This is a genomic window from Paraburkholderia sp. HD33-4, assembly GCF_021390635.1.
Lineage (GTDB): Bacteria > Pseudomonadota > Gammaproteobacteria > Burkholderiales > Burkholderiaceae > Paraburkholderia.
Genome location: NZ_JAJEJS010000001.1, coordinates 406,233 through 428,816 on the forward strand (window position 1 = coordinate 406,233; position 22,584 = coordinate 428,816).

A 22,584-nucleotide genomic window follows, 5' to 3' on the forward strand; every position below is an offset into this window, starting at 1 on the left:
ACCTGAACGAGGCATCCGATGAGCGATCCGACCCAACCGTCCGCGCCCGATTTCGCGACCCGCGATCCCAACTCGCCCGAGTTCTGGGACGAACGCTTCGAGCGTCGTTTCACGCCATGGGATCAGGCGGGTGTGCCGTCTGCATTTCGTGCGTTCGCCGAACGGCACCGCGACGTTGCCGTGCTGATTCCAGGCTGCGGCAGCGCCTACGAAGCGGTGTGGCTCGCGCGCCAAGGCAACCCGGTGCGCGCGATCGATTTCTCGCCGGCCGCTGTGGCGGCGGCGCGCGAGCAACTTGGCGCGCAGCACGCTTCGTTGGTCGAGCAGGCGGATTTTTTCACCTATGCGCCGCCGTTCGTGCCGGCATGGATCTATGAGCGCGCGTTCTTCTGCGCGCTGCCGCCGGCGCGCCGCGCCGACTACGCGCAACGTATGGCCCAGCTGCTGCCGCCCGGCGGCTTGCTCGCGGGCTTCTTTTTTATCGGCGCGACGCCAAAGGGGCCGCCGTTCGGCGTCGAACGCGGCGAGCTCGACGCGTTGCTCGCGCCACACTTCGAGCTGATCGAAGACGACCCGGTCGACGACTCGATCGCCGTATTCGCCGGACGCGAGCGCTGGCTCAGCTGGCGGCGGCGCGGCTAACGCCACGCGCGCACTCTTGAGAGGTCCGCGGGTCGTCCCCATCTGGCGCGCTGGCGGGCGCGTCGCGCGTCCGCTTCCCGAAATCCGGGGAACGGACATCGTTTGCGGCTATAATTCAAGGCTTTGCAAGCGTTTACAAGATTTCAGTAGGGATTTGGAGTAGGAAAGGATCATGCCGATCTACGCTTATCGTTGCGGGTCATGCGGCTTCGGGAAGGACGTGCTCCAGAAGATGAGCGACCCCCAGTTGACGCAGTGTCCCGAGTGTGAAAAAGACACCTTTAGCAAACAGCTCACCGCCGCCGGCTTCCAGTTGAAGGGCTCCGGCTGGTACGTGACCGATTTCCGCGGCGGCAGCGGCGGCACGAGCGCGTCGGCCACGTCGGAAGCGAAGTCCGAGCCGGCCGCAGCCGCTGCCTCGCCTGGAGAGGCAGCCCCGGCTGGACAGGCGGCCCCAGCCGCGCCCGCAGCGCCCGCCGCCACGAGCCCGAGCGGTTCCGGCAGCGCCTAGTGGGACTGCCGCCCCGCGCGGGCGGCGCATCTACCGCGCATGGGCCTTGGCCCGCGCAGCTTTCTGGCGGTATACATGACGACGAAGAAATTCACGCTCAAATCGGTGTTTCTGACCGGCCTGCTGGTGCTGGTGCCTCTGGCCATCACACTGTGGGTGCTCGGTCTGGTCATCGGTACGATGGACCAGACGCTGTTGCTGCTGCCTACCTCGTGGCAGCCGGAACGCGCGATCGGCTACCGCCTGCCGGGCTTGGGCGCGGTGCTCACGCTCGCGTTCATCTTCGTCGTCGGGCTGTTGACGCAGAACTTCGTTGGGCAGAAGCTCGTGACGTGGTGGGAACTGCTGGTCGCGCACATTCCGGTGGTCGGCCCGCTCTACACCAGCGTCAAGCAGGTGTCCGACACGCTGCTGTCGAGCAGCGGCAATGCATTCCGCAAGGCGCTGCTGATCGAATACCCACGCCGCGGTTCCTATACGATCGCGTTTCTGACCGGCATCCCGGGCGGCGACGTGGCCAACCATCTGAAGGAAGACTACGTCAGCGTGTACGTGCCGACCACGCCGAACCCGACGTCCGGCTTCTTCCTGATGGTGCCGAAAAGCGAAGTGGTCGAGCTCGACATGACGGTCGACGCTGCGCTCAAGTACATCGTCTCGATGGGCGTCGTGGCGCCGTCCGCGCCGCCACCGGCGCCGGTGCGCCGCACGACCGTCGAGCCTCCGCTGTAATGCCGGCGCGCAACGCTTCATGCAGCACCGTCTGCGGCGCGCCGTTCAACCAATGCAAAACGAAAGACAAACATCATGTCGATGAGATCTGAATACTGCGGTCTGGTGACCGAAGAACTGCTGGGCCAATCCGTCTCGCTGTGTGGCTGGGTAAGCCGCCGCCGCGACCATGGCGGCGTCATCTTCATCGACCTGCGCGATCGCGAAGGGCTCGTTCAGGTCGTCTGCGATCCGGATCGCGCGGAAATGTTCAAGATCGCCGAAGGCGTGCGCAACGAGTTCTGCGTGCAGATCAAGGGCGTCGTGCGCAGCCGTCCGGAAGGCACGACCAACGCGTCGCTGAAGAGCGGCAAGATCGAAGTGCTGTGCCACGAACTGATCGTGCTGAACGCGTCGGTCACGCCGCCGTTCCAGCTCGACGACGACAACCTGTCGGAAACCACCCGCCTCACGCACCGCGTGCTCGACCTGCGCCGTCCGCAGATGCAGCACAACCTGCGTCTGCGCTACCGCGTCGCGATCGAAGTGCGCAAGTACCTCGACGAGCAGGGCTTCATCGACATCGAAACGCCGATGCTCACGAAGAGCACGCCGGAAGGCGCGCGCGACTACCTGGTGCCGTCGCGTACGAACCCGGGTCAGTTCTTCGCGCTGCCGCAGTCCCCGCAGCTGTTCAAGCAGCTGCTGATGGTCGCGAACTTCGACCGTTACTACCAGATCACCAAGTGCTTCCGCGACGAAGACCTGCGCGCAGACCGTCAGCCGGAATTCACGCAGATCGACTGCGAAACCTCGTTCCTGTCGGAACAGGAAATCCGCGATCTGTTCGAGGCGATGATCCGTCACGTGTTCAAGACCACCATCGGCGTCCAGCTCGCCGATAAATTCCCGGTCATGGAGTACGCGGAAGCGATGCGCCGCTTCGGTTCGGACAAGCCGGACCTGCGCGTGAAGCTCGAATTCACCGAACTCACCGACGCGATGCGCGACGTCGACTTCAAGGTGTTCAGCACACCGGCCAACACGAAGGACGGCCGCGTCGCGGCGCTGCGCGTGCCGAAGGGCGGCGAGCTCTCGCGTGGCGACATCGACAGCTACACGGAATTCGTGCGCATCTACGGCGCGAAGGGTCTCGCGTGGATCAAGGTCAACGAAGCGGCGAAGGGCCGTGACGGTCTGCAAAGCCCGATCGTCAAGAACCTGCACGACGAAGCGCTGAAGGCGATCATCGAGCGCACCGGCGCGCAAGACGGCGACATCATCTTCTTCGCGGCGGATCGCGCGAAGGTCGTCAACGACAGCCTCGGCGCGCTGCGCCTGAAGATCGGTCATTCGGAATTCGGCAAGGCCAACGGTCTGGTCGAGTCCGGCTGGAAGCCGCTGTGGGTCATCGACTTCCCGATGTTCGAATACGACGAGGAAGACAACCGCTACGTCGCCGCGCATCACCCGTTCACGAGCCCGAAGGACGAGCACCTCGAGTACCTCGAAACGGACCCGGCGCGCTGCCTCGCGAAGGCCTATGACATGGTGTTGAACGGCTGGGAAATCGGCGGCGGCTCGGTGCGTATCTACCGTGAGGAAGTGCAGAGCAAGGTGTTCCGCGCGCTGAAGATCAACGCGGAAGAAGCGCAGGCCAAGTTCGGCTTCCTGCTCGACGCGCTGCAATACGGCGCGCCGCCGCACGGCGGTATCGCGTTCGGTCTGGACCGCATCGTCACGATGATGGCCGGCGCCGATTCGATCCGCGACGTGATCGCGTTCCCGAAGACGCAACGCGCGCAGGATCTGCTCACGCAGGCGCCGAGCGAAGTCGACGAGCGTCAGCTGCGCGAGCTGCACATCCGTCTGCGTTCGCCGGAACCGAAGGCGTAATACCGCGGCCGCTGCGGGCGGCACGCAAGCGGCCTTACCCAGCTCGACCATCGAGCCGGCAGCCGCAAAAAAGCGACACAAGCGAAACGAAAAGGCGCTGAGGTGATCTCCACCCCAGCGCCTTTTTGACTTTTTGCGTTACAGTGAAGCCACCGCTTTCCAGACCCTTTCGACCGTCATCCGACATGTACCGCGCGCATCGTCGCGCCCAGTTTTGAGCCATGCCGAAACCGCCGAAAATTCCGCAGTCCGTCCTCGTCATCATTCACACCCCCGCGCTCGACGTGCTGCTGCTCGAGCGTGCCGATCATGCGGAGTTCTGGCAGTCGGTGACGGGTTCGAAAGACCGGCTCGACGAACCGCTCGCCGACACGGCGGTGCGCGAAGTCGGCGAGGAAACCGGCATCATGATCGGCGGCGCGCTGGTCCCGCGCAGCGCGTTGTTCGACTGGCAGTACTCGATCGACTACGAGATCTACCCGGAATTTCGTTACCGCTACGAAGCGGGCGTGCTCCACAACACCGAGCACTGGTTCAGCCTGCAGGTGCCCGAGCGCATCGACGTGACACTCGCGCCGCGCGAACACACCGCGTATATGTGGCTGCCGTATGAAGAGGCCGCGTCGCACTGCTTTTCGTCGTCGAATGCCGATGCGATCCTGCAGTTGCCGCGCCGGCTCGCCGCGCGCCCGCTCGCTCCCCAAGCCGACCCGCAAGCCGACCCGCAAGCCGGTCCGCTGGCCGGGGAGCGTGGCCAGTGAGTTCAGGCGGCTCGGGCCGTTTCGCGCGTCTGCGGCACACGTTGCTCGGCCGTCGCTACTGGCAGCGCTACCGCTTCACCAGTAACAACGAGGTCGAGTTGCTGCGCTCCGGCGACGCTTTCTTCGCCGCGCTGATCCAGCGCATCGACGCCGCCGAGCACAACGTCGCGCTCGAAACCTACATCTTCTGCGACGACGAAGCTGGCCAGGCGGTCAGCGAAGCGTTGCTGCGCGCGGCCGCGCGCGGCGTCAGAGTGCGCGTGATCACCGACGGCATCGGCACCGCGCGCCTGAAAATGTTCGAGCAATGGCCGGCTGGCGGCATCGAGCATCGCATCTACAACCCGCATCTGTTTGGCCGCTTCGGCTTTTCGCGCACACACCGCAAGCTAGCGGTGATCGACGATCAGTACGCGTATTGCGGTGGCATCAACATCGTCGACGATTACGAGAACAACGGCGAGAAGCTGCCGTACCGGCGCTGGGACTTCGCGGTCGAGTTGCGCGGGCCAGTGGTTTCCGACGTGCGCGAGGCCATCGAGGTGCAGTGGCGGCGGATTCGCCTCGGTCATCGCCCGCTCGATTCGATCAAGCCCGACCTGTCGTCGCAGGACGCCAACTCGCTCGGCAGTCTGCGCAGGCGTCGGCGGCGCCGCAACGAGGAACTGTGGGCCGGCGGCGAGCCCTGCGTCGCATTCGTCGCGCGCGATAACCTGATCAACCGCCGGGCGATCGAAAAGGCCTACCTGGCCGCGATCGGCCAGGCACGCCACGAAATCCTGCTTGCCAATCCGTACTTCATGCCGGGGCGCAAGCTGCGTCGCGCGCTGGTGTTCGCGGCGCGGCGCGGCGTGGTCGTGAAGCTGATCATCGGGCGCAAGGAGTTCAAGGCGCTCGATTACGCGGTGCCGTTCCTTTACAACGCGCTGCTGCGCGCGGGCGTGCAGATCGCCGAATACGAGAAGACGCTGCTGCACGGCAAGGTCGCGGTGGTCGATTCGAACTGGGGCACGGTCGGTTCGTCGAATCTCGATGCGCTCAGCCTGATGCTCAACAACGAAGCGAACGTCGTGCTCGTCAACGATCCGTCTATCGCCAAACTGCGCGACGCGATTCTCGACGCGTTCACGGACGCGCGCCCGATCGATGAAGCGCACTACGAATCGCGACCGGCGCGCGTGCGCGCGTTGAGCTGGATCGCGTACACGAGCTACCGCGTCGCGATGAAACTGCTGACGGTGGGCGGCTACGACTAATCCCACTCGCACGAGAGCCCGCGCATGCTGCATCATGTCGGCCATCACTCGGCGCCGGCGAACCCGGGCAAAGAAATAGAACACGCGCGCGCTGATCGGCAACCATCGATTCAAGGCAAACGCCTCTAAAAATCTGATTGATCTGATGGTCGAAAGCCGCAAAATTAGGAACCGGTTAGAAACCGGTTTCTAATAAAGTCCTTGTTTCGCGGACGGCAAGCACTCAATAATAGTACGGCCGTTCGATTTTCAATTCGGTCACATTAGAACGGTAAAACAGCTATGCGAAAAGGCGAACAAACCCGAGCCGCGATTCTCGACGCAGCACTCGATCTGGCAAGCCGAGACGGACTGGAAGGTCTGACGATTGGCCTGCTGGCCGAGCGCATGCAGATGAGCAAGAGCGGCGTGTTCGCGCATTTCGGGTCGCGCGAGGATCTGCAGGTCGAGGTCGTGCGCGAATATCACCGCCGTTTCGAAGACGAGGTGTTTTTCCCGAGCCTGCGCGAGCCGCGTGGTTTGCCGCGGTTGCGCGCGATGATTTCCCGCTGGATCGAGAAGCGCATTCAGGAAGTCACGACCGGATGCATCTACATCAGCGGCGCCGTCGAATACGACGATCGCGCGGACAGCCAGGTGCGCGAGCAGCTGGTGTCGAGCGTGACGACGTGGCGTGCGGCGCTCACGCGTGCGATTTCGCAGGCGATGGAAGAAGGGCATCTGCGCGCCGATACCGATCCGGAGCTGATGCTGTTCGAACTGTATAGCGTCACGCTCGGCCTGCATCACGACGCGCGCTTCCTGCATCTGCCGGATGCGGTGCGTCTCACGTGGGCCGCGCTGGAAAAACTGATCAATTCGTATCAAAGCGAAAGCCGTTAGCGGCGTCGCCGGAACTTACCGGAAACGCGCGGCGCAGAAGGTCCGACCACGGACCCGGCAAACGGCCTGGCTTTTTGTCAATCTAGGGAGAGAGAGTCATGGGACAGTACGCCGCGCCGCTGCGCGACATGCAATTCGTGTTGCACGAACTGCTCAACGTCGAGGCTGAACTTCGGCAATTGCCGAAGCACGCCGATCTCGACACCGACACGATCAACGCGGTGCTCGAGGAAGCCGGCAAGTTCTGCTCCGAAGTGCTGTTCCCGCTCAACCACAGCGGCGACCAGGAAGGCTGCACGTATGCCGGCGACGGCGTCGTGACCACGCCGAAGGGTTTCAAGGAAGCCTACCAGCAATACGTCGAAGCCGGCTGGCCGGCGCTCGGCTGCGACCCGGAATACGGCGGCCAGGGACTGCCCGCGTTCGTCAACAACGCGCTCTATGAAATGCTGAACTCGGCGAATCAGGCGTGGACGATGTATCCGGGCCTGTCGCACGGCGCGTACGAATGCCTGCACGCGCACGGCACGCCGGAGCTGCAGCAGCGCTATCTGCCGAAGCTCGTCGCAGGGGTCTGGACCGGCACGATGTGTCTGACCGAGCCGCACTGCGGCACCGACCTCGGCATTCTGCGCACCAAGGCCGAGCCGAACGGCGACGGTTCGTACTCGATCAGCGGCACGAAGATCTTCATCTCGAGCGGCGAACACGACATGGCGGAGAACATCGTTCACCTCGTGCTCGCGCGTTTGCCGGATGCGCCGAAGGGCACGAAGGGCATTTCGCTGTTCATCGTGCCGAAGTTCGTGCCGAACGAAGCGGGCGAGCCCGGCGAGCGCAATGGCGTGAAGTGCGGCTCGATCGAGCACAAGATGGGCATTCACGCCAACTCGACCTGCGTGATCAATCTCGACAACGCGAAGGGCTGGATGGTCGGCGAGCCGAACAAAGGCCTGAACGCGATGTTCGTGATGATGAACGCCGCGCGTCTCGGCGTCGGCATGCAGAGCCTCGGCCTCACCGAAGTCGCGTATCAGAACTCGCTCACGTACGCGAAAGAGCGTCTGCAGATGCGTGCGCTGACCGGCCCGAAGGCGCCCGAGAAGGCCGCCGATCCGATCATCGTGCATCCGGACGTGCGCCGCATGCTGCTCACGCAGAAGGCCTATGCCGAAGCCGGCCGCGCATTCTCGTACTGGTCCGCTCTGCAGATCGACAAGGAGCTGTCGCACGCCGACGAAGCCGAGCGCAAGGAAGCCGCCGACCTCGTCGCGCTGCTCACGCCGATCCTGAAGGCGTTCCTGTCGGACAACGCGTTCGAAGGCACCAATCACGCGATGCAGATCTACGGCGGCCACGGCTTCATCGCTGAGTGGGGCATGGAGCAGTACGTGCGCGACGCGCGCATCAACATGATCTACGAAGGCACCAACGGCATCCAGTCGCTCGACCTGCTCGGCCGCAAGGTGCTCGGCGACATGGGCGCGAAGATGAAGAAGTTCGGCAAGCTGGTCGCCGGGTTCGTCGAAGCGGAAGGCATCAAGCCGGAAATGCAGGAGTTCGTGAACCCGCTCGCCGACATCGGCGAAAAGGTGCAGAAGCTGACGATGGAAATCGGCATGAAGGCGATGCAGAACCCGGACGAAGTCGGCGCCGCGGCCGTGCCGTATCTGCGCACGGTCGGCCATCTGGTGTTCTCGTACTTCTGGGCGCGCATGGCGCGCGTCGCGCTGGACAAGGAAGCATCGGGCGATCCGTTCTACAAGGCGAAGCTCGCCACCGCGCGTTTCTACTTCGCCAAGCTCCTGCCGGAAACGGCGATGACGATCCGCCAGGCTCGCGCCGGTTCGAAGCCGATGATGGACGTCGAAGAAGCGTTGTTCTGACGCTCACCGATCGGGCGAGGCACTGCGCGTATTGAACCCGCGGCGCCTCGCCCCAGACCCCACACCTCGCGCGAAGCATGGTTGACGCTTCGCGCCACCGCACAACTCTCCGGAGAAACGATGTGAGCAATCTGATCATTCGCAAGGTAGCCGTGCTCGGCGCCGGCGTGATGGGCGCGCAGATCGCCGCGCACCTGATCAACGCCAAGGTGCCCGTGCTGCTGTTCGATCTGCCCGCCAAGGAAGGCCCGAAGAACGGCATCGCGCTGAAGGCGATCGAGAATCTGAAGAAACTGTCGCCCGCGCCGTTCGGCGTGAAGGACGACGCGCAATACCTGCAGCCCGCGAACTACGACGACGACATCGAGAAGCTCGCCGAGTGCGACGTCGTGATCGAAGCGATCGCCGAACGGATGGACTGGAAGCACGACCTGTACAAGAAGGTCGCGCCGCACATCGGCCCGAACGCGATCTTCGCGACCAACACCTCGGGCCTGTCGATCACGGCACTGTCCGAGGGTTTCGCGGACGAGCTGAAGGCGCGCTTTTGCGGCGTGCACTTCTTCAATCCGCCGCGCTACATGCATCTGGTCGAACTGATCCCGACCGCGACCACGCGTCCGGAAATTCTCGACCAGCTCGAAACCTTCCTGACCAGCGTGGTCGGCAAGGGCGTCGTGCGCGCGAATGACACGCCGAACTTCATCGCGAACCGCGTCGGCGTGTTCTCGATCCTCGCCGTGATCGCTGAAGCCGCGAAGTTCGGCCTGCGTTTCGACGAAGTGGACGACCTGACCGGTGCGCGCCTCGGCCGCGCGAAGTCGGCGACGTTCCGCACCGCCGACGTGGTCGGTCTCGACACGATGGCGCACGTGATCAAGACGATGCAGGACACGCTGCCGGACGATCCGTTCCACCCGGTCTACGAGACGCCCGCCGTGCTCGCCGAACTGGTGAAGAAGGGCGCGCTCGGCCAGAAGACCGGCGCCGGCTTCTACCGCAAGGAAGGCAAGGCGATCAAGGTGCTCGATCCGAACACGGGTGCGTACGTCGACGGCGGCGGCAAGGCGGACGAAATCGTCGGCCGCATCCTGAAGCGTCCGGCTGCCGAGCGTCTGAAGCTGTTGCGCGAAACGCAGCATCCGCAGGCGCAGTTCCTGTGGTCGATCTTCCGCGACGTCTATCACTACATTGCCGTGCATCTGGAGTCGATCGCCGACAACGCTCGCGACGTCGACCTCGCGATCCGCTGGGGCTTCGGCTGGAACGAAGGTCCGTTCGAAGGCTGGCAGACGGCCGGCTGGAAGCAGGTCGCCGAGTGGGTGCGGGAAGACATCGCGGCGGGCAAGGGGCTCGCCAACGTGCCGCTGCCGTCGTGGGTGCTCGAAGGCGCGGTCGCCGAGAAGGGCGGCGTGCACACGGCTGAAGGTTCGTGGTCGCCGGCCACGCAGAGCTTCGTGCCGCGCTCGTCGCTCGACGTGTATCGCAAGCAGGTGTTCCGTGCGCCGCTCGCCGGCGAAACCGGCGCCGATCCTAAGACCTACGGCAAGACGCTGTTCGAGACCGATGCGGTGCGCGCATGGGTCGACGATCGTGCCGGCGAAGACGATGTGTTGATCGTGTCGTTCAAGAGCAAGATGAACACGATCGGACCGGCGGTGATCGAGGGTCTCACGAAGGCGATCGAACTGGCCGAGAAGGACTACAAGGGCCTCGTCGTGTGGCAGCCGACGTCGCTGAAGCTCGGCACGCCGGGCGGTCCGTTCTCGGCGGGTGCGAACCTCGAAGAAGCGATGCCCGCGTTCATGATGGGCGGCGCGAAGGGCATCGAGCCGTTCGTGAAGAATTTCCAGCAGGGCATGCTGCGCGTCAAGTACGCGAACGTGCCGGTGATCTCGGCGATCTCGGGCATCGCGCTCGGCGGCGGCTGCGAGCTCGCGCTGCATAGCGCGAAGCGTGTCGCGCATATCGAGAGCTACATGGGTCTCGTCGAAGTCGGCGTGGGTCTGGTGCCGGCCGGCGGCGGCCTGAAGGAAGCGGCGCTGCGCGCGGCCGAAGCGGCGAACCAGGTCGGCGCGACGAACGATTTGCTGAAGTTCCTGCAGAAGTCGTTCGAGAACGCGGCGATGGCGAAGGTCTCGGCCTCCGCGCTAGATGCCCGCGCGATGGGCTACCTGAAGCCGTCCGACACGATCGTCTTCAACGTGTTCGAACTGCTCGACGTCGCGAAGAAGGAAGCGCGCGCGCTCGCCGCCGCAGGCTACCGGGCGCCGCTGCGCGCGACCCAGGTGCCGGTCGCGGGCCGCTCGGCGATCTCGACGATCAAGGCGTCGCTCGTCAACATGCGCGACGGCCGCTTCATCAGCGAGCACGATTTCCTGATCGCGAGCCGCATCGCGGAAGCAGTGTGCGGCGGCGACGTCGAAGCGGGCAGCCTCGTCGACGAAGAATGGCTGCTGCAACTCGAGCGTCGTGCGTTCGTCGATCTGCTCGGCACGCAGAAGACGCAGGAACGGATCATGGGCATGCTGCAGACCGGCAAGCCGGTGCGCAACTAAGCGGCGATCGCTAGAGAGGAACTCGAAATGGCAAAGCAATTGCAAGACGCATATATCGTCGCCGCGAGCCGTACGCCGATCGGCAAGGCGCCGCGCGGCGTGTTCAGGAACACGCGCCCGGATGAGCTGCTGGTCCACGCGATCAAATCGGCCGTCGCTCAGGTGCCCGGCCTCGACACGAGCGTGATCGAAGACGCGATCGTCGGCTGCGCGATTCCGGAAGCGGAGCAGGGCCTGAACGTCGCGCGAATCGGCGCGCTGCTCGCCGGCCTGCCGAACACGGTCGGCGGCGTTACGGTGAACCGCTTCTGCGCGTCGGGACTGACCGCGCTCGCGATGGCCGCGGACCGCATCCGCGTCGGCGAAGCGGACGCGATGATCGCCGGCGGCTGCGAATCGATGAGCATGGTGCCGATGATGGGCAACAAGCCGTCGCTGTCGCCGCATATCTTCGATCGCAACGAAGACGTCGGCATCGCGTACGGCATGGGCCTGACCGCGGAGAAGGTCGCCGAGCGCTGGAAGATCAGCCGCGAAGCGCAAGACGCGTTCTCGGTCGAATCGCACCGCCGCGCGATCGAGGCGCAACGCTCCGGCGAATTCAACGATGAAATCGCCGCGTACACGCTCACCGAGCGCTTCCCCGACCTCGCAACCGGCGAAGTCAGCGTGAAGGCGCGCGAGGTGAAGCTCGACGAAGGTCCGCGCGCGGACACGTCGATGGAAGGCTTGGCGAAGCTGCGCGCGGTGTTCGCGAACAAGGGCTCAGTCACGGCCGGCAACAGCTCGCAGACCTCGGACGGCGCGGGCGCGCTGATCGTCGTGTCGGAAAAGATCCTCAAGCAGTTCAACCTGACGCCGCTCGCGCGCTTCGTCAGCTTCGCGGTGCGCGGCGTGCCGCCGGAAATCATGGGCATCGGCCCGAAGGAAGCGATTCCGGCCGCGCTGAAGGCCGCGGGCCTGAAGCAGGACGATCTCGACTGGATCGAGCTGAACGAGGCGTTCGCCGCGCAGTCGCTGGCGGTGATCCAGGACCTCGGCCTCGATACGTCGAAGATCAACCCGCTCGGCGGCGCGATCGCACTGGGCCATCCGCTCGGCGCGACAGGCGCGATTCGTGCGGCGACCGTGGTGCACGGCCTGCGCCGACGCAACTACAAGTACGGCATGGTGACGATGTGCGTCGGTACTGGCATGGGCGCGGCCGGCATTATCGAGCGCCTGTGAGCCGCTGATCGAACGGGGATCGTTCGGTGGTCCACCAGGGACCGCGCAACGGTTCGCAGGCCGCCCGGCTTGCGAACCGTTTTTATATTCAGCAGGAGCACAAGGAGATGAACGGGATGACGACGGATATTCTGGTCGAACGCGCCGACGCGGTTCTGACCATCAGCTTCAACCGGCCCGGCAGGAAAAACGCGATCACGGCCGCGATGTATCAAACGATGGCCGACACGCTCGTTCAGGCACAGGACGATGCGTCGGTGCGCGCGATCCTGATTCGCGGCAGCGCGGGCATTTTCAGCGCGGGCAACGATCTCGAAGACTTCATGAAGTCGCCGCAAGTCGGCGACAACCCGCCGGTGATCCAGTTCCTGCGCGCGATCAGCTCGGCGGAGAAGCCGCTCGTCGCGGCAGTGGCGGGGCCGGCGGTTGGCATCGGCACGACGCTCTTGCTGCATTGCGATCTGGTCTATGCGGCCGATACCGCGACCTTTTCGCTGCCGTTCACCCAGCTCGGGCTGTGCCCGGAGGCGGCGTCGAGCCTGCTGCTGCCACGCGTGGCCGGCTATCAGGCGGCGGCGGAAAAGCTGCTGCTCGGCGAGGCGTTCGATGCGGCGGAAGCGCACCGCATGGGCCTCGTGAATCGCGTGCTGCCGGCGGGCGAAGTCGACGCGTTCGCGGCGTCGCAGGCTGCGAAGCTGGCGGCGCTGCCGGCTTCGTCGTTGCGCGCGACCAAGAGCCTGATGAAACGCGCGAGCCAACAGGAATTGCAGACGCAGATGACCGAGGAGTTCGTGCACTTCGGCAAGATGCTGCTCGCACCCGAAGCGCGCGAGGCGTTCAAGGCGTTCTTCGAGAAGCGCAAGCCGGATTTCCGGCAGTTCGCCTGAGAGATGTGCGGCGCAGGCGCGATTCGGGGCCGTTGGCCGTGAATCTTCGCTTCGCCGCTTCAGTCGCTCAGGGCTGCGATTGCCACGTGTCGTAATCGACGTAGCCGCCTTCGCGGCAGAAACTCACGAGCCGCACGCCCGCCTCGCGCGCGATCGCAATTGCGAGCGACGACGGCGCCGAGATCGTCGCGACCATCGGCACGTCGACGCGCGCGGCCTTGCGCACCAGCTCATAGCTCGCGCGGCTCGAGAGAAACACGAAGCCGTCGCGCGTATCCGCGCGATCGAGCACGAGCCGGCCGATCAGTTTGTCCAGCGCGTTGTGGCGGCCGACGTCCTCGAACGCGTAGCGGATCGCGCCTTTTGCATCGCACCACGCGGCCGCGTGCAGGCCGCCCGTCAGACGCGTGAGCGCCTGGTGCTCGGGCAACTCGCGCGCGGCGCGCCCGATCGCATCGGGTGCGAGCCGTTGCAGGAAGCCGGTGTCGGGTACGCGCTGCGGTTTCAGATCGAGCAGGTCGATGCTTTCGATGCCGCACACGCCGCAGCCGGTGCGCCCGGCGAGCGCGCGGCGCTTTTCCTTCAAACCGGCGAACGCCTGCTGCACGACCTGCAATTGCACCTCGGCATGCGGCAGTTCGCCGTGCTCGTGCAATTCGACCTCGATGTCCTGGATGTCGCTGCCGCGCTCGACGATGCCCTCCGAAATCGCAAAGCCGACCGCGAACGCTTCGAGATCGCGCGGCGTGCACATCATCACCGCGTGCGAGATGCCGTTGAACACCAGCGCGACCGGCCACTCCTGGCCCACGTGATCGGTGGCGGATTCGATCGCCGCGCCGCGATGGCGTCGCACTTCGAGTTGCACCGCGCCGGGTTGTTCGTCGCCGTCGGGGGCGTGGGGCTGGCCGTTCGCCCGCTCGGTTGCGTGCCCGTTTTCCTGTCCGTTCAAGCTGCTTCACTCCTGTGCCATGCCGCGCGCTCAAGTGTCCGCCGGCTTGCCGTGTGCTTTGCGGCGGCCGCCCGCGCGGGGCGCCGTCGCGCGAATAAGGTTCTAAAATACCTCAAGCGACGCCCGCACGCTGTCCGCCACCGACAAGGAGCACTGACATGGGACTCAACGAAGCACCGCTTCTGTTCGACTTCGAAGTCGCGTCTTCGGAGAATTTCACTTATATCCCGATGTCGGTGCGCTTCAATCTCGACCGTTTCGGGCTACGCATCACGCTCGCGCAGTGGCAGCAACTGCCGCTCGAAGACCGCAAGCTGCTCGCGCGTTTCCCGGTCGAAGAAGATACGCAGATCGAACCGAATTTCGATCACGCGCTGTTCGAAATGCTGCGCACGCACGCGAACATCGAACCGGAGTGGTTCACGCCTGAGGAGTCGCCGGCCTGGCGTCAAACCGACAGCGTGCCCGACGATGTCGCGCACCAGGCGGGGCTGGCCGGTCTCGCCGCGCCGAGCGTTGCGCGCTGGGCCGAGCTCGATCCATTCAAGCGCTACGTGCTGGCGAAGCTGTCGCGCAAGCCCGAGGCGAACCACGATTTCATACCGGCGATGAAGGAATTTGGTGCGGCCGGCTAGGTGCGGCCGGCTAGGTGCGGCCGGCTAGGTGCGGCCGGCCAGGTGCGGCCGGCTAAGCACGTCCACCCGGACACCCTCAAGCAAGTCACCCCGGCCAGGCGCCTCCACCCAGGCGCCGCCAGCCAGACGCCGCCAGCCAGACGCCGCCACCCATACGTCCCACCAACTCGCAGCCTTCCCCCAATCCTCAGATCTTTTTTTCACGACGACCCTCAACCCGCTTCAGGTCGCTGCCGATATCCAAAGGTTGGCGCGTAAAAGCCTTGCATCGATGCCGCCCGAAGCACCGACAGCGAGCGCGCTCTCCCGCCCTCGGAACGATTGACGTTCGGAACCCATGAATCCTTTTTTATCGAAGCGACTGCTGATCAATATAGCGGTCGTGGTCGTCGCGGTCGGTGCAAACGCGTTCGTCGCGTACACGCAGATTTGCGGGCAGCGTGCCGTCGATGCGCGCCTGCTGCGCTCGACCAGCGTGCGCCAGAACCTCGATGCATATCACGCCGCGCTCGATAACGCGCTCGCCGCGCTGCACCGCCTGAAGGAATCGGGCAAGCCGGTGCCGCCCGACGCGGCCGCTTCGATGACGAACACACTCGCGAGCCGCGAGCACGCACTGCGCGACGAGCTCGCGAGCGAGCCGGACATGTTGGGGGCGCTCGCCAGCCTGAGCGCGGCGCGGCACGCGTTGCAGCACGATCTCGAGGACACGCTGCGCAATCGCGCGACCGACATGCCCGCTGAGGCCAGTGCGGCGTCGAGCGTGACCGGCGCGGCCTCGACCTCGACCGCAGCACCGGGTGCGGCCCCCTTCGACGCGCCAGTCGACGCCTCCCTCGCCCCCAACCCGTCAAACCCCCATCTCGCCCCCGCGCTAGAACGTGTCGAAGCCGCGCTCGCCACCTTGCGCAGCGAGGAAAGCCGCTCGTTGCAGAGCTCGCTCGCGGCATCGACGAGCGACAGCGAGCGCGCGATGTTCGTGCTGCTCGTGACGATGCTCACCGGTAGCGCGCTGCTGATGCTCACCTTCGGCGTGCGCGAGAACAGGGAGCGCGAAAAACTGCGCAGCGCCCGCGCGCTGGTGCGCAACGACGAGCGCTTTCGCAGCCTGTTCGATGATCACACGGTGCCGATGTACATCTTCGATCGCGACACGCTGCGCTTTCTCGCCGTCAACGCGGCCGCGATCCAGCAATACGGCTATACGGAAGGCGAGTTTCTGGGCATGACGATCCGCGCGATCCGCCCGAACTCCGAAGTCGCGCGCCTCGAGAGGCATCTGCGGCGCAGCGCGGACCTGCGCCAGAGCCACACGATGGCGGGCATCTGGCGGCATCGGCGCAAGGACGGCTCGATCATCAGCGTGAACGTGTCGTACCACGCGCTGAGCTTCATGGGACACGACGCCTCCTTCGTGCTGGCGGACGACGTGACCGACCAGATCAACGCCGAAGCCGAAGCGCTGCGCTCGAATCAGATGCTCGAAGCGGTGATCGACAACATTCCGCAGCGCATCTTCTGGAAGGATCTGAACTCGCGCTATCTGGGCTGCAACATGGCGTTCGCGCGTGACGCGGGGCTCGCGTATCCCGAACAGGTGATCGGCAAGAGCGACACCGATTTGCCGTGGCGCGCGTTCGCCGACCTGCTGAACGAGCACGATCGCGAAGTCGCGAGCACCGGCGTGCCGAAGATGAACTTCGAGGTCGACTTCGTGATCGACGGCGTGCATCGCACGCGGGTCACGAGCAAGCTGCCGTTCACCGACGGCGACGGCCAGGTGATCGGCGTGCTCGGCTCATACACCGACATCACCGAGCAAAAGCGTGCGGATCTCGCGCTGCGTCTGCAAAGCCGTGCGCTCGACGCGAGCGTCAACGCGATCCTGATCACCGCGCCGTCGCCGTCGGGCAATCTGATCGAATACGTGAATCCGGCGTTCATGCGCATCACCGGCTACGATCCGGCCGAGGTGATCGGCCACGACTGCCGCGTGCTGCAACGCGACGACCGTGACCAGGAGGGCGTCGCGTTGATCCGCGAGGCGCTCGCGGCGAATCGCGAGGTCAGCGCGGTGGTGCGCAATTATCGCAAGGACGGCGCGCTGTTCTGGAATCAGCTGTTCATCGCGCCGGTGCCGAACGCGGAAGGCGTGATCACCCATCATATCGGCGTCATCAACGACGTGACCGACCTGATCCGCTATCAGGAGCAGCTCGAATACCAGGCCAACTACGACGGCCTCACGCGGCTGCCGAACCGCAATCTGCTGCGCGACAGGCTCGAACACGCGCTCGTCGTCGCGCAGCGGCATCACACCGGCGTCGCGGTCGTGTTCCTCGATCTCGACGGCTTCAAGAACGTCAACGACAGCCTCGGCCACAGCGTCGGCGACCGGCTGCTCGGCGTGGTCGCCGAACGGCTCGCGCGCTGCTCGCGCAACAGCGACACGGTCGCGCGTCACGGCGGCGACGAGTTCGTGGTCGTGATGACCGACACCGTCGACGAGCAGTCGCTGATCACGTGGATGGAGCGCGTGCGCGCGTCGATCGCCGAGCCGGTGTGGCTCGACGGCACCGAGCTGTACGTCGGCTGCAGCATGGGCGCGAGCCTGTTCCCGCAGGACGGCGACGATGCCGAAACGCTGATGAAGAAGGCCGACGTCGCGATGTACCGCGCGAAGGACATGGGCCGCAACACGTTCCAGTTCTATCAGCCGGAGATGAACGCGAGCGCGGGCGCACGCCTGAATCTCGAACGACGCCTGCGCCGCGCGCTGCGCGACAACGAGTTCCTGCTGCACTATCAGCCGCAGGTCGATATCGGCAGCGGACAGATCGTCGGCATCGAGGCGCTGGTGCGCTGGCAAGATCCCGAGGTCGGGCTGGTGCCGCCGTCGTCGTTCATTCCGCTCGCCGAGGAAAGCGGGCTGATCGGGCCGCTTTCGGAGTGGGTGCTGCGCGAGGCGTGCCGCCAGAACAAGGCGTGGCAGGATCAGGGCTTGCCGCCCGCGCGCGTATCGGTGAATCTGTCGGCGCGCGTGTTCCAGCAGCGCGACATTGCGAAGCTGGTGATGCAGGTGCTCGACGAGACCGGGCTCGAACCGAAGTACCTCGAACTCGAGCTGACCGAAAGCACGATCATGCGCAACGCGGAAGAAGCGGTGTCGATGTTGAACGAGCTGCACTCGCTTGGCATCGGTCTCGCGATCGACGACTTCGGCACCGGCTATTCGAGCCTCAGCTATCTGAAGCGCTTCCCGGTGGACCGCTTGAAGATCGACCGCTCGTTCGTGTCGGATATCGGCGTGTCGGGCGACGACGAGACGATCACGTCGGCGATCATCGCGCTCGCGCATTCGCTGAAGCTGCAGGTGATCGCCGAGGGCGTGGAAACGTCCGCGCAACTCGACTTCCTGAGGGAACGTGCTTGCGACGAAATGCAGGGCTTCTATTTCGCGAAGCCGCTATCGACGGAAGCGATTTCCGAGCTGCTGCACGGCGGCCTCGTGCGGGAGCTGGAGCCCGCGTGAATGGGGTGTGACGCGCGTCGTTCGCCGATGCGCTCGTTCTCGAGCGCTTTGCGATGACTTCGCGAGCGCGATAGCGAAAAAAACAGGGCGCCGCGCGGCGCCCTGTTTCGTGTCAAGGATCGTAGAAAACGCCGCTCACTGCGCCGGCGTGTCCTTGAATACCGGCAGGCTTTCCGCGAACGCGGAAAACTTTTCGAGCCGCCGATGATCGGCCTTGCTGATCATCTCCGGCAGCATCATGTGCGTGAACTGCCACGCGACGGCGACGGCCACGTCCGCGGCGCTGAACTGCTGCTGCGTATCGGGCAACGGCCCTTCGCCCAACTCGCGTTCGAGTTCGGCATAGGCGGCGAGCAGTTGCGTACGCACGCGCTCGACCCACGGTTCATGCTGCTTTTCCTGAGGCCGCAGATTGCGCTCGTAGACGATCTGCACGCTCTTTTCGCACGCAGCGAGCGCGAGACCCGTCAGACGCGCGGCGCGCAACGCCGCTTCGGCTTGCGTCGGGAACAGCGGGGTGGGACCGGCGAGCGTCGCCAGATACTGCAGGATCACCGTCGAGTCCATCAGAACCGCGCCGTTATCGGCGACGAGCGTCGGTGCCTTGACGACCGGATTGATCTTCGCGAACTGGTCGTAGGTGCGGAATACCGAAATCGACTCGTGTTCGAACTCGAGCGCGAGCAGTTTCATGCAGATGGCGACGCGCCGTACGTAGGGCGAGTCGAGCATTCCGATCAGTTTCATCTCGTTTCCATTAGAAGAACGACTATCGGGCGCATCGGCCTCGCGCGCTGATCGGCTGAAACGGCTAGCTGGCGGCGCGGCGCGTGGCGCGTGGAATCGCTAGCTTAAGCATCCTCGCAGGCTCAGTCCAGCACGGGCAGCGCGCGCGGACGACGGTCGCTGTCGGTGGCGACGTAGGTGAGGATCGCTTCCGTGACCTTGACGACTTCCTGCGCGAGGCTCATCCGCTGCGCGTAGACCTCGACCGACACCGTCACCGACGTATTGCCGGTCTTGACGATATCCGCGTAAAAGCTCAGCAGATCGCCGACGAACACCGGCTGCTTGAACAGGAACGAATTGACCGCGATCGTCGCGACCCGCCCATTCGCGCGACGGCTTGCCGGAATCGAGCCGGCGATGTCGACCTGCGCCATGATCCAGCCGCCGAACACGTCGCCGTGAATGTTCGCGTCCGAGGGCTGCGGCATCACGCGCAGCGCGCAAGGCTTGGACGGCAGTTGAAGAAGATCGGTCATCGGGACATCCTTGGGGAAACGTGTTCGCGCGCGTTGGCGCACATTGACGTATTGGCTGGTCCGGCTCGAGCGCGGGCGCGGGCCATAAAGGCACCGCGATGGTGCCGCGAACGCGTCACGCGGGCGGCGGTCTGCAAAGCCCATGCAAAGCGCCGCCAGCCGGCTTCTGCGACAATACAAAGATCAGGAATTGTACGGGAAAGCGCCCAGCGAAGCGCGCGAGCCGCGCGCCGCTGCGAACTCCGGCAGTTCCATACTCTCCCCACGATTTATGCGCCGCGCCCCTTCGTCCGAACCTTCGCCGATTTCCACCGCACCCCGCAACGACTGGCAGACGATCCTGTCGCTGCTGCCGTACCTTGCCACCTACAAATGGCGCGTCGGCTTCGCGCTCAGCTGCCTGATCGGCGCGAAGGTCGCGAACCTCGGCGTGCCGATCGTGATGAAGCGCATCGTCGACAGTCTCGCGTCGGTCCAGCATCTGACCGCGCTCGGCCGCGCGCAGGACGCGCCCGGGATCGTGCTGCTCGGCGGCGTCGGCTTGCTGGTGGTCGCGTATGCGGTGGTGCGGCTGTCCACGTCGTTCTTCACCGAGCTGCGCGAGATCCTGTTCTCGAAGGTGACCGAAAGCGCGGTGCGCCAGCTCGCCCTGAAGGTGTTCCGCCATCTGCACGGGCTGTCGCTGCGCTTCCATCTGGAGCGGCAAACGGGCGGCATGTCGCGCGATATCGAACGCGGCACGCGCGGCATCACGCAGCTGATTTCCTATTCGCTGTACAGCATCCTGCCGACACTCGTCGAAGTCGGTCTCGTGCTGGGCTTTTTCGTCGTCAAGTACGAGGCCTATTACGCGATCGTCACGTTCATCGCGCTCGCGGTGTACATCGCGTTCACGGTGAAGGTCACCGAGTGGCGCACGCACTTTCGCCGCACGATGAACGAGCTCGATTCGAAGGCGAATTCGCGCGCGATCGACTCGCTGCTCAACTACGAGACCGTCAAGTACTTCGGCAACGAGGAGTGGGAAGCGAGCCGTTACGACGAGAACCTGAAGCGCTATCGCGCGGCGGCGATCAAGTCGCAGCGCTCGCTGTCGGCGCTGAACTTCGGGCAGCAGGCGATCATCGGCACGGGGCTCGTGTTCATCCTGTGGCGCGCGACCCAGGGCGTGATGGCCGGGCGCCTGACGCTCGGCGACCTGGTGCTGATCAACACGTTCATGCTGCAGCTGTATATCCCGCTGAATTTTCTCGGGGTGGTCTATCGCGAACTGAAGCAGAGCCTGACCGACATGGACCGCATGTTCTCGCTGCTCGGCGCGCCGCAGGAAGTGCCAGACGCGCCGAATGCGACGACCTTGCAGGTCAGCGGCGCACAGGTGCGCTTCGACGACGTGAGCTTCGCTTACGAGGCTTCACGCCAGATTCTGCACGGCGTGAGCTTCACGATCGCGGCCGGCACCACGACGGCGGTGGTCGGCCACAGCGGCTCGGGCAAGTCGACGCTCGCGCGGCTGCTGTTCCGCTTCTACGATCTCGACCGCGCGACGGGCGGGGCGATCCGCATCGACGGGCAGGATATTCGCGACGTCACGCAGGACTCGCTGCGCGCGTCGATCGGCATCGTGCCGCAGGACACGGTGCTGTTCAACGACTCGATCTACTACAACATCGCGTACGGGCGCCCGTCGGCGACGCGCGACGAAGTGATCGTGGCGGCGCGCGCCGCGCATATCCACGAGTTCATCGAGAGTCTGCCGAAGGGCTACGACACGCCGGTCGGCGAGCGCGGGCTCAAGCTCTCCGGCGGCGAAAAGCAGCGCGTCGCGATCGCGCGGACCATCCTGAAGAATCCGCCGATCCTGCTGTTCGACGAAGCAACGTCCGCGCTCGATTCCCGCTCCGAGCGCGCGATCCAGCACGAGCTCGATCAGATCGCGCGCGAACGCACGACGCTGATCATCGCGCACCGGCTATCGACGGTCGTGCACGCACAGCAGATCATCGTAATGGACAAGGGGCGTATCGTCGAACGCGGCACGCACGCGGAGCTGTTGCGCGCGAACGGCCTGTTCGCGCAGATGTGGGAGTTGCAGCAGCGCGCCGCGCAGACCACGGATGCGGTGGAAAGGGCGGAAGCAGTCGGCGCTGGCGAGAGCTCGGCGAAGTAGCGGGCTGGGCGAAAAAGCGGGCCAGCCGACGGATGAACGTGCGCACGGCGTAAGCCGGCGCCAGCCGTTTCAGCCCCGCCGCCACGCGCGATCGACTCAGCGCGCCCGCAACAGCCGATCGAGCGCTTCGAGCTGCGCCCGCGTGCCGACGTTCTCCCACAAGCCTTCATACACCTCGCCGCTCGCGAGCCCGCGCGCGATCGTCTCGCGGTAGTACGGGCTCAACGCGCGCCGCGTGCCCTGCGGCAGATCGCGGAACATCCTCGTGTCGTACAGCCCGAAACTGCCGAACGTGAGGCGCGGCTGCGTGTCGAGCGACAGCACGCCGTCGACGAGGCCAAAGTCGCCGTTCGGGTGAAACGGCGGGTTCGGCACCATCACCAGATGCATGCCGGGCTCGGGCAGCGCCTGCAGCGCGCCGGCGTGCGCGTGCAGCGCGGCATAGTCGTAATCGGTGTACACGTCGCCGGCCACCGCGACGAACACGTGATCCGCGCCGTCGTCGGTCAGTAGCGGCAGCGCCTGCGCGATCCCGCCCGCGGTCTCCAGCGCCTCGTGCTCGGGCGAGTAGCGCAGCTCGACCTGCCAGCGCGAACCGTCGCCGAGCGCGGCTTCGAGCTGCGCGCCGAGCCACGCATGATTGATCACGATGCTACGGATGCCGGCCCGCGCGAGCCGTTCGATCTGCCACACGATCAGCGGCTTGCCGCCCACTTCGAGCAAGGGCTTCGGGCATACGTCGGTCAACGGACGCATGCGCTCGCCGCGGCCCGCGGCGAAAATCATCGCTTTCTTCACGGACATCGTCATCGG

Annotated in this window: 18 protein-coding genes; 14 read left to right on the forward strand and 4 right to left on the reverse strand. The window is 65.1% G+C overall.

The annotated features are described in order from the left end of the window. Window positions 1-18 precede the first annotated feature (18 nt). The 11 genes from L0U84_RS01890 (at window position 19) to L0U84_RS01940 (ending at window position 13,217) form a co-directional block, all read left to right on the forward strand. Window positions 19-642: a methyltransferase domain-containing protein gene (locus L0U84_RS01890; RefSeq protein WP_233846992.1), complete on the forward strand. Its 624-nt coding sequence runs from the start codon at window positions 19-21 to the stop codon at window positions 640-642. Between the two features lie 172 nt (window positions 643-814). Continuing rightward, window positions 815-1,153 (forward strand): FmdB family zinc ribbon protein, encoded by a 339-nt coding sequence (locus L0U84_RS01895; RefSeq protein WP_233846994.1) that lies wholly within the window; start codon window positions 815-817, stop codon window positions 1,151-1,153. 75 nt (window positions 1,154-1,228) lie between these two features. Next, window positions 1,229-1,885 carry a DUF502 domain-containing protein gene (locus L0U84_RS01900; RefSeq protein ID WP_233846996.1) on the forward strand — a complete coding sequence of 219 codons (657 nt, stop codon included), beginning with the start codon at window positions 1,229-1,231 and terminating at the stop codon, window positions 1,883-1,885. 75 nt (window positions 1,886-1,960) lie between these two features. Further along, window positions 1,961-3,760 (forward strand): aspartate--tRNA ligase, encoded by a 1,800-nt coding sequence (gene aspS / locus L0U84_RS01905; RefSeq protein WP_233846998.1) that lies wholly within the window; start codon window positions 1,961-1,963, stop codon window positions 3,758-3,760. Window positions 3,761-3,981: 221 nt separating this feature from the next. Continuing rightward, complete coding sequence (nudB, locus tag L0U84_RS01910) at window positions 3,982-4,521, forward strand: dihydroneopterin triphosphate diphosphatase (protein ID WP_233847000.1); 540 nt, start codon at window positions 3,982-3,984, stop codon at window positions 4,519-4,521. Next, window positions 4,518-5,777 carry a cardiolipin synthase ClsB gene (gene clsB, locus L0U84_RS01915; protein WP_233847003.1) on the forward strand — a complete coding sequence of 420 codons (1,260 nt, stop codon included), beginning with the start codon at window positions 4,518-4,520 and terminating at the stop codon, window positions 5,775-5,777. Before nudB ends, clsB begins: the two co-directional genes overlap by 4 nt. 282 nt (window positions 5,778-6,059) lie before the next feature. Next, on the forward strand, window positions 6,060-6,659 hold the full coding sequence (locus L0U84_RS01920; RefSeq protein WP_129957047.1) for a TetR/AcrR family transcriptional regulator: 600 nt from the start codon (window positions 6,060-6,062) through the stop codon (window positions 6,657-6,659). Between the two features lie 98 nt (window positions 6,660-6,757). Next, window positions 6,758-8,545 (forward strand): acyl-CoA dehydrogenase C-terminal domain-containing protein, encoded by a 1,788-nt coding sequence (locus L0U84_RS01925; RefSeq protein ID WP_233847005.1) that lies wholly within the window; start codon window positions 6,758-6,760, stop codon window positions 8,543-8,545. Window positions 8,546-8,667: 122 nt separating this feature from the next. After that, window positions 8,668-11,103, forward strand: a complete 2,436-nt coding sequence (locus L0U84_RS01930) for a 3-hydroxyacyl-CoA dehydrogenase/enoyl-CoA hydratase family protein (RefSeq protein ID WP_233847007.1) — start codon at window positions 8,668-8,670, stop codon at window positions 11,101-11,103. 27 nt (window positions 11,104-11,130) lie between these two features. Beyond that, window positions 11,131-12,330, forward strand: coding sequence for an acetyl-CoA C-acyltransferase (locus L0U84_RS01935; protein WP_233847022.1), 1,200 nt, complete (start codon window positions 11,131-11,133; stop codon window positions 12,328-12,330). Between the two features lie 116 nt (window positions 12,331-12,446). Beyond that, window positions 12,447-13,217, forward strand: coding sequence for an enoyl-CoA hydratase (locus L0U84_RS01940; RefSeq protein WP_233847024.1), 771 nt, complete (start codon window positions 12,447-12,449; stop codon window positions 13,215-13,217). Window positions 13,218-13,284: 67 nt separating this feature from the next. Here the strand turns inward: L0U84_RS01940 and fdhD are convergent, their stop codons facing one another. Next, window positions 13,285-14,169 (reverse strand): formate dehydrogenase accessory sulfurtransferase FdhD, encoded by an 885-nt coding sequence (gene fdhD / locus L0U84_RS01945; RefSeq protein ID WP_233847026.1) that lies wholly within the window; start codon window positions 14,167-14,169, stop codon window positions 13,285-13,287. Window positions 14,170-14,327: 158 nt separating this feature from the next. Between fdhD and L0U84_RS01950 the strand changes: the two genes are divergently transcribed. After that, window positions 14,328-14,804: a nitrate reductase associated protein gene (locus L0U84_RS01950; protein WP_233847035.1), complete on the forward strand. Its 477-nt coding sequence runs from the start codon at window positions 14,328-14,330 to the stop codon at window positions 14,802-14,804. A 337-nt stretch (window positions 14,805-15,141) separates the two neighbouring features. Then, window positions 15,142-18,336, forward strand: coding sequence for a sensor domain-containing protein (locus L0U84_RS01955; RefSeq protein WP_233847037.1), 3,195 nt, complete (start codon window positions 15,142-15,144; stop codon window positions 18,334-18,336). A gap of 135 nt (window positions 18,337-18,471) precedes the next feature. Here the strand turns inward: L0U84_RS01955 and L0U84_RS01960 are convergent, their stop codons facing one another. Both L0U84_RS01960 and L0U84_RS01965 read right to left on the reverse strand, forming a co-directional pair. Next, entirely contained in the window at window positions 18,472-19,083 is a 612-nt protein-coding gene (locus L0U84_RS01960) for a glutathione S-transferase family protein (RefSeq protein WP_233847039.1), read from the reverse strand. A 122-nt stretch (window positions 19,084-19,205) separates the two neighbouring features. Further along, complete coding sequence (locus L0U84_RS01965; protein ID WP_062123956.1) at window positions 19,206-19,601, reverse strand: acyl-CoA thioesterase; 396 nt, start codon at window positions 19,599-19,601, stop codon at window positions 19,206-19,208. Between the two features lie 271 nt (window positions 19,602-19,872). On the opposite strand from L0U84_RS01965, the gene L0U84_RS01970 reads away from it, so the two are divergent. Further along, entirely contained in the window at window positions 19,873-21,771 is a 1,899-nt protein-coding gene (locus tag L0U84_RS01970) for an ABCB family ABC transporter ATP-binding protein/permease (protein ID WP_233847041.1), read from the forward strand. A gap of 96 nt (window positions 21,772-21,867) precedes the next feature. Here L0U84_RS01970 and murU read toward each other — a convergent pair whose 3' ends face one another. Then, window positions 21,868-22,581, reverse strand: a complete 714-nt coding sequence (gene murU / locus L0U84_RS01975; RefSeq protein WP_233847048.1) for an N-acetylmuramate alpha-1-phosphate uridylyltransferase MurU — start codon at window positions 22,579-22,581, stop codon at window positions 21,868-21,870. Window positions 22,582-22,584: the final 3 nt, after the last annotated feature.

What these genes read in the sequence shown, in the direction of transcription:
- L0U84_RS01955 (WP_233847037.1), top strand. Translation starts at nt 15,142, where the DNA reads ATGAATCCTTTTTTATCGAAGCGACTGCTGATCAATATAGCGGTCGTG.
- L0U84_RS01920 (WP_129957047.1), top strand. Translation starts at nt 6,060, where the DNA reads ATGCGAAAAGGCGAACAAACCCGAGCCGCGATTCTCGACGCAGCACTC.
- L0U84_RS01890 (WP_233846992.1), top strand. Translation starts at nt 19, where the DNA reads ATGAGCGATCCGACCCAACCGTCCGCGCCCGATTTCGCGACCCGCGAT.
- aspS (WP_233846998.1), top strand. Translation starts at nt 1,961, where the DNA reads ATGTCGATGAGATCTGAATACTGCGGTCTGGTGACCGAAGAACTGCTG.
- murU (WP_233847048.1), bottom strand. Translation starts at nt 22,581, where the DNA reads ATGACGATGTCCGTGAAGAAAGCGATGATTTTCGCCGCGGGCCGCGGC.
- L0U84_RS01940 (WP_233847024.1), top strand. Translation starts at nt 12,447, where the DNA reads ATGACGACGGATATTCTGGTCGAACGCGCCGACGCGGTTCTGACCATC.
- nudB (WP_233847000.1), top strand. Translation starts at nt 3,982, where the DNA reads ATGCCGAAACCGCCGAAAATTCCGCAGTCCGTCCTCGTCATCATTCAC.
- L0U84_RS01900 (WP_233846996.1), top strand. Translation starts at nt 1,229, where the DNA reads ATGACGACGAAGAAATTCACGCTCAAATCGGTGTTTCTGACCGGCCTG.
- L0U84_RS01970 (WP_233847041.1), top strand. Translation starts at nt 19,873, where the DNA reads ATGCGCCGCGCCCCTTCGTCCGAACCTTCGCCGATTTCCACCGCACCC.
- L0U84_RS01895 (WP_233846994.1), top strand. Translation starts at nt 815, where the DNA reads ATGCCGATCTACGCTTATCGTTGCGGGTCATGCGGCTTCGGGAAGGAC.
- L0U84_RS01950 (WP_233847035.1), top strand. Translation starts at nt 14,328, where the DNA reads ATGGGACTCAACGAAGCACCGCTTCTGTTCGACTTCGAAGTCGCGTCT.
- L0U84_RS01925 (WP_233847005.1), top strand. Translation starts at nt 6,758, where the DNA reads ATGGGACAGTACGCCGCGCCGCTGCGCGACATGCAATTCGTGTTGCAC.
- L0U84_RS01965 (WP_062123956.1), bottom strand. Translation starts at nt 19,601, where the DNA reads ATGACCGATCTTCTTCAACTGCCGTCCAAGCCTTGCGCGCTGCGCGTG.
- L0U84_RS01960 (WP_233847039.1), bottom strand. Translation starts at nt 19,083, where the DNA reads ATGAAACTGATCGGAATGCTCGACTCGCCCTACGTACGGCGCGTCGCC.
- L0U84_RS01935 (WP_233847022.1), top strand. Translation starts at nt 11,131, where the DNA reads ATGGCAAAGCAATTGCAAGACGCATATATCGTCGCCGCGAGCCGTACG.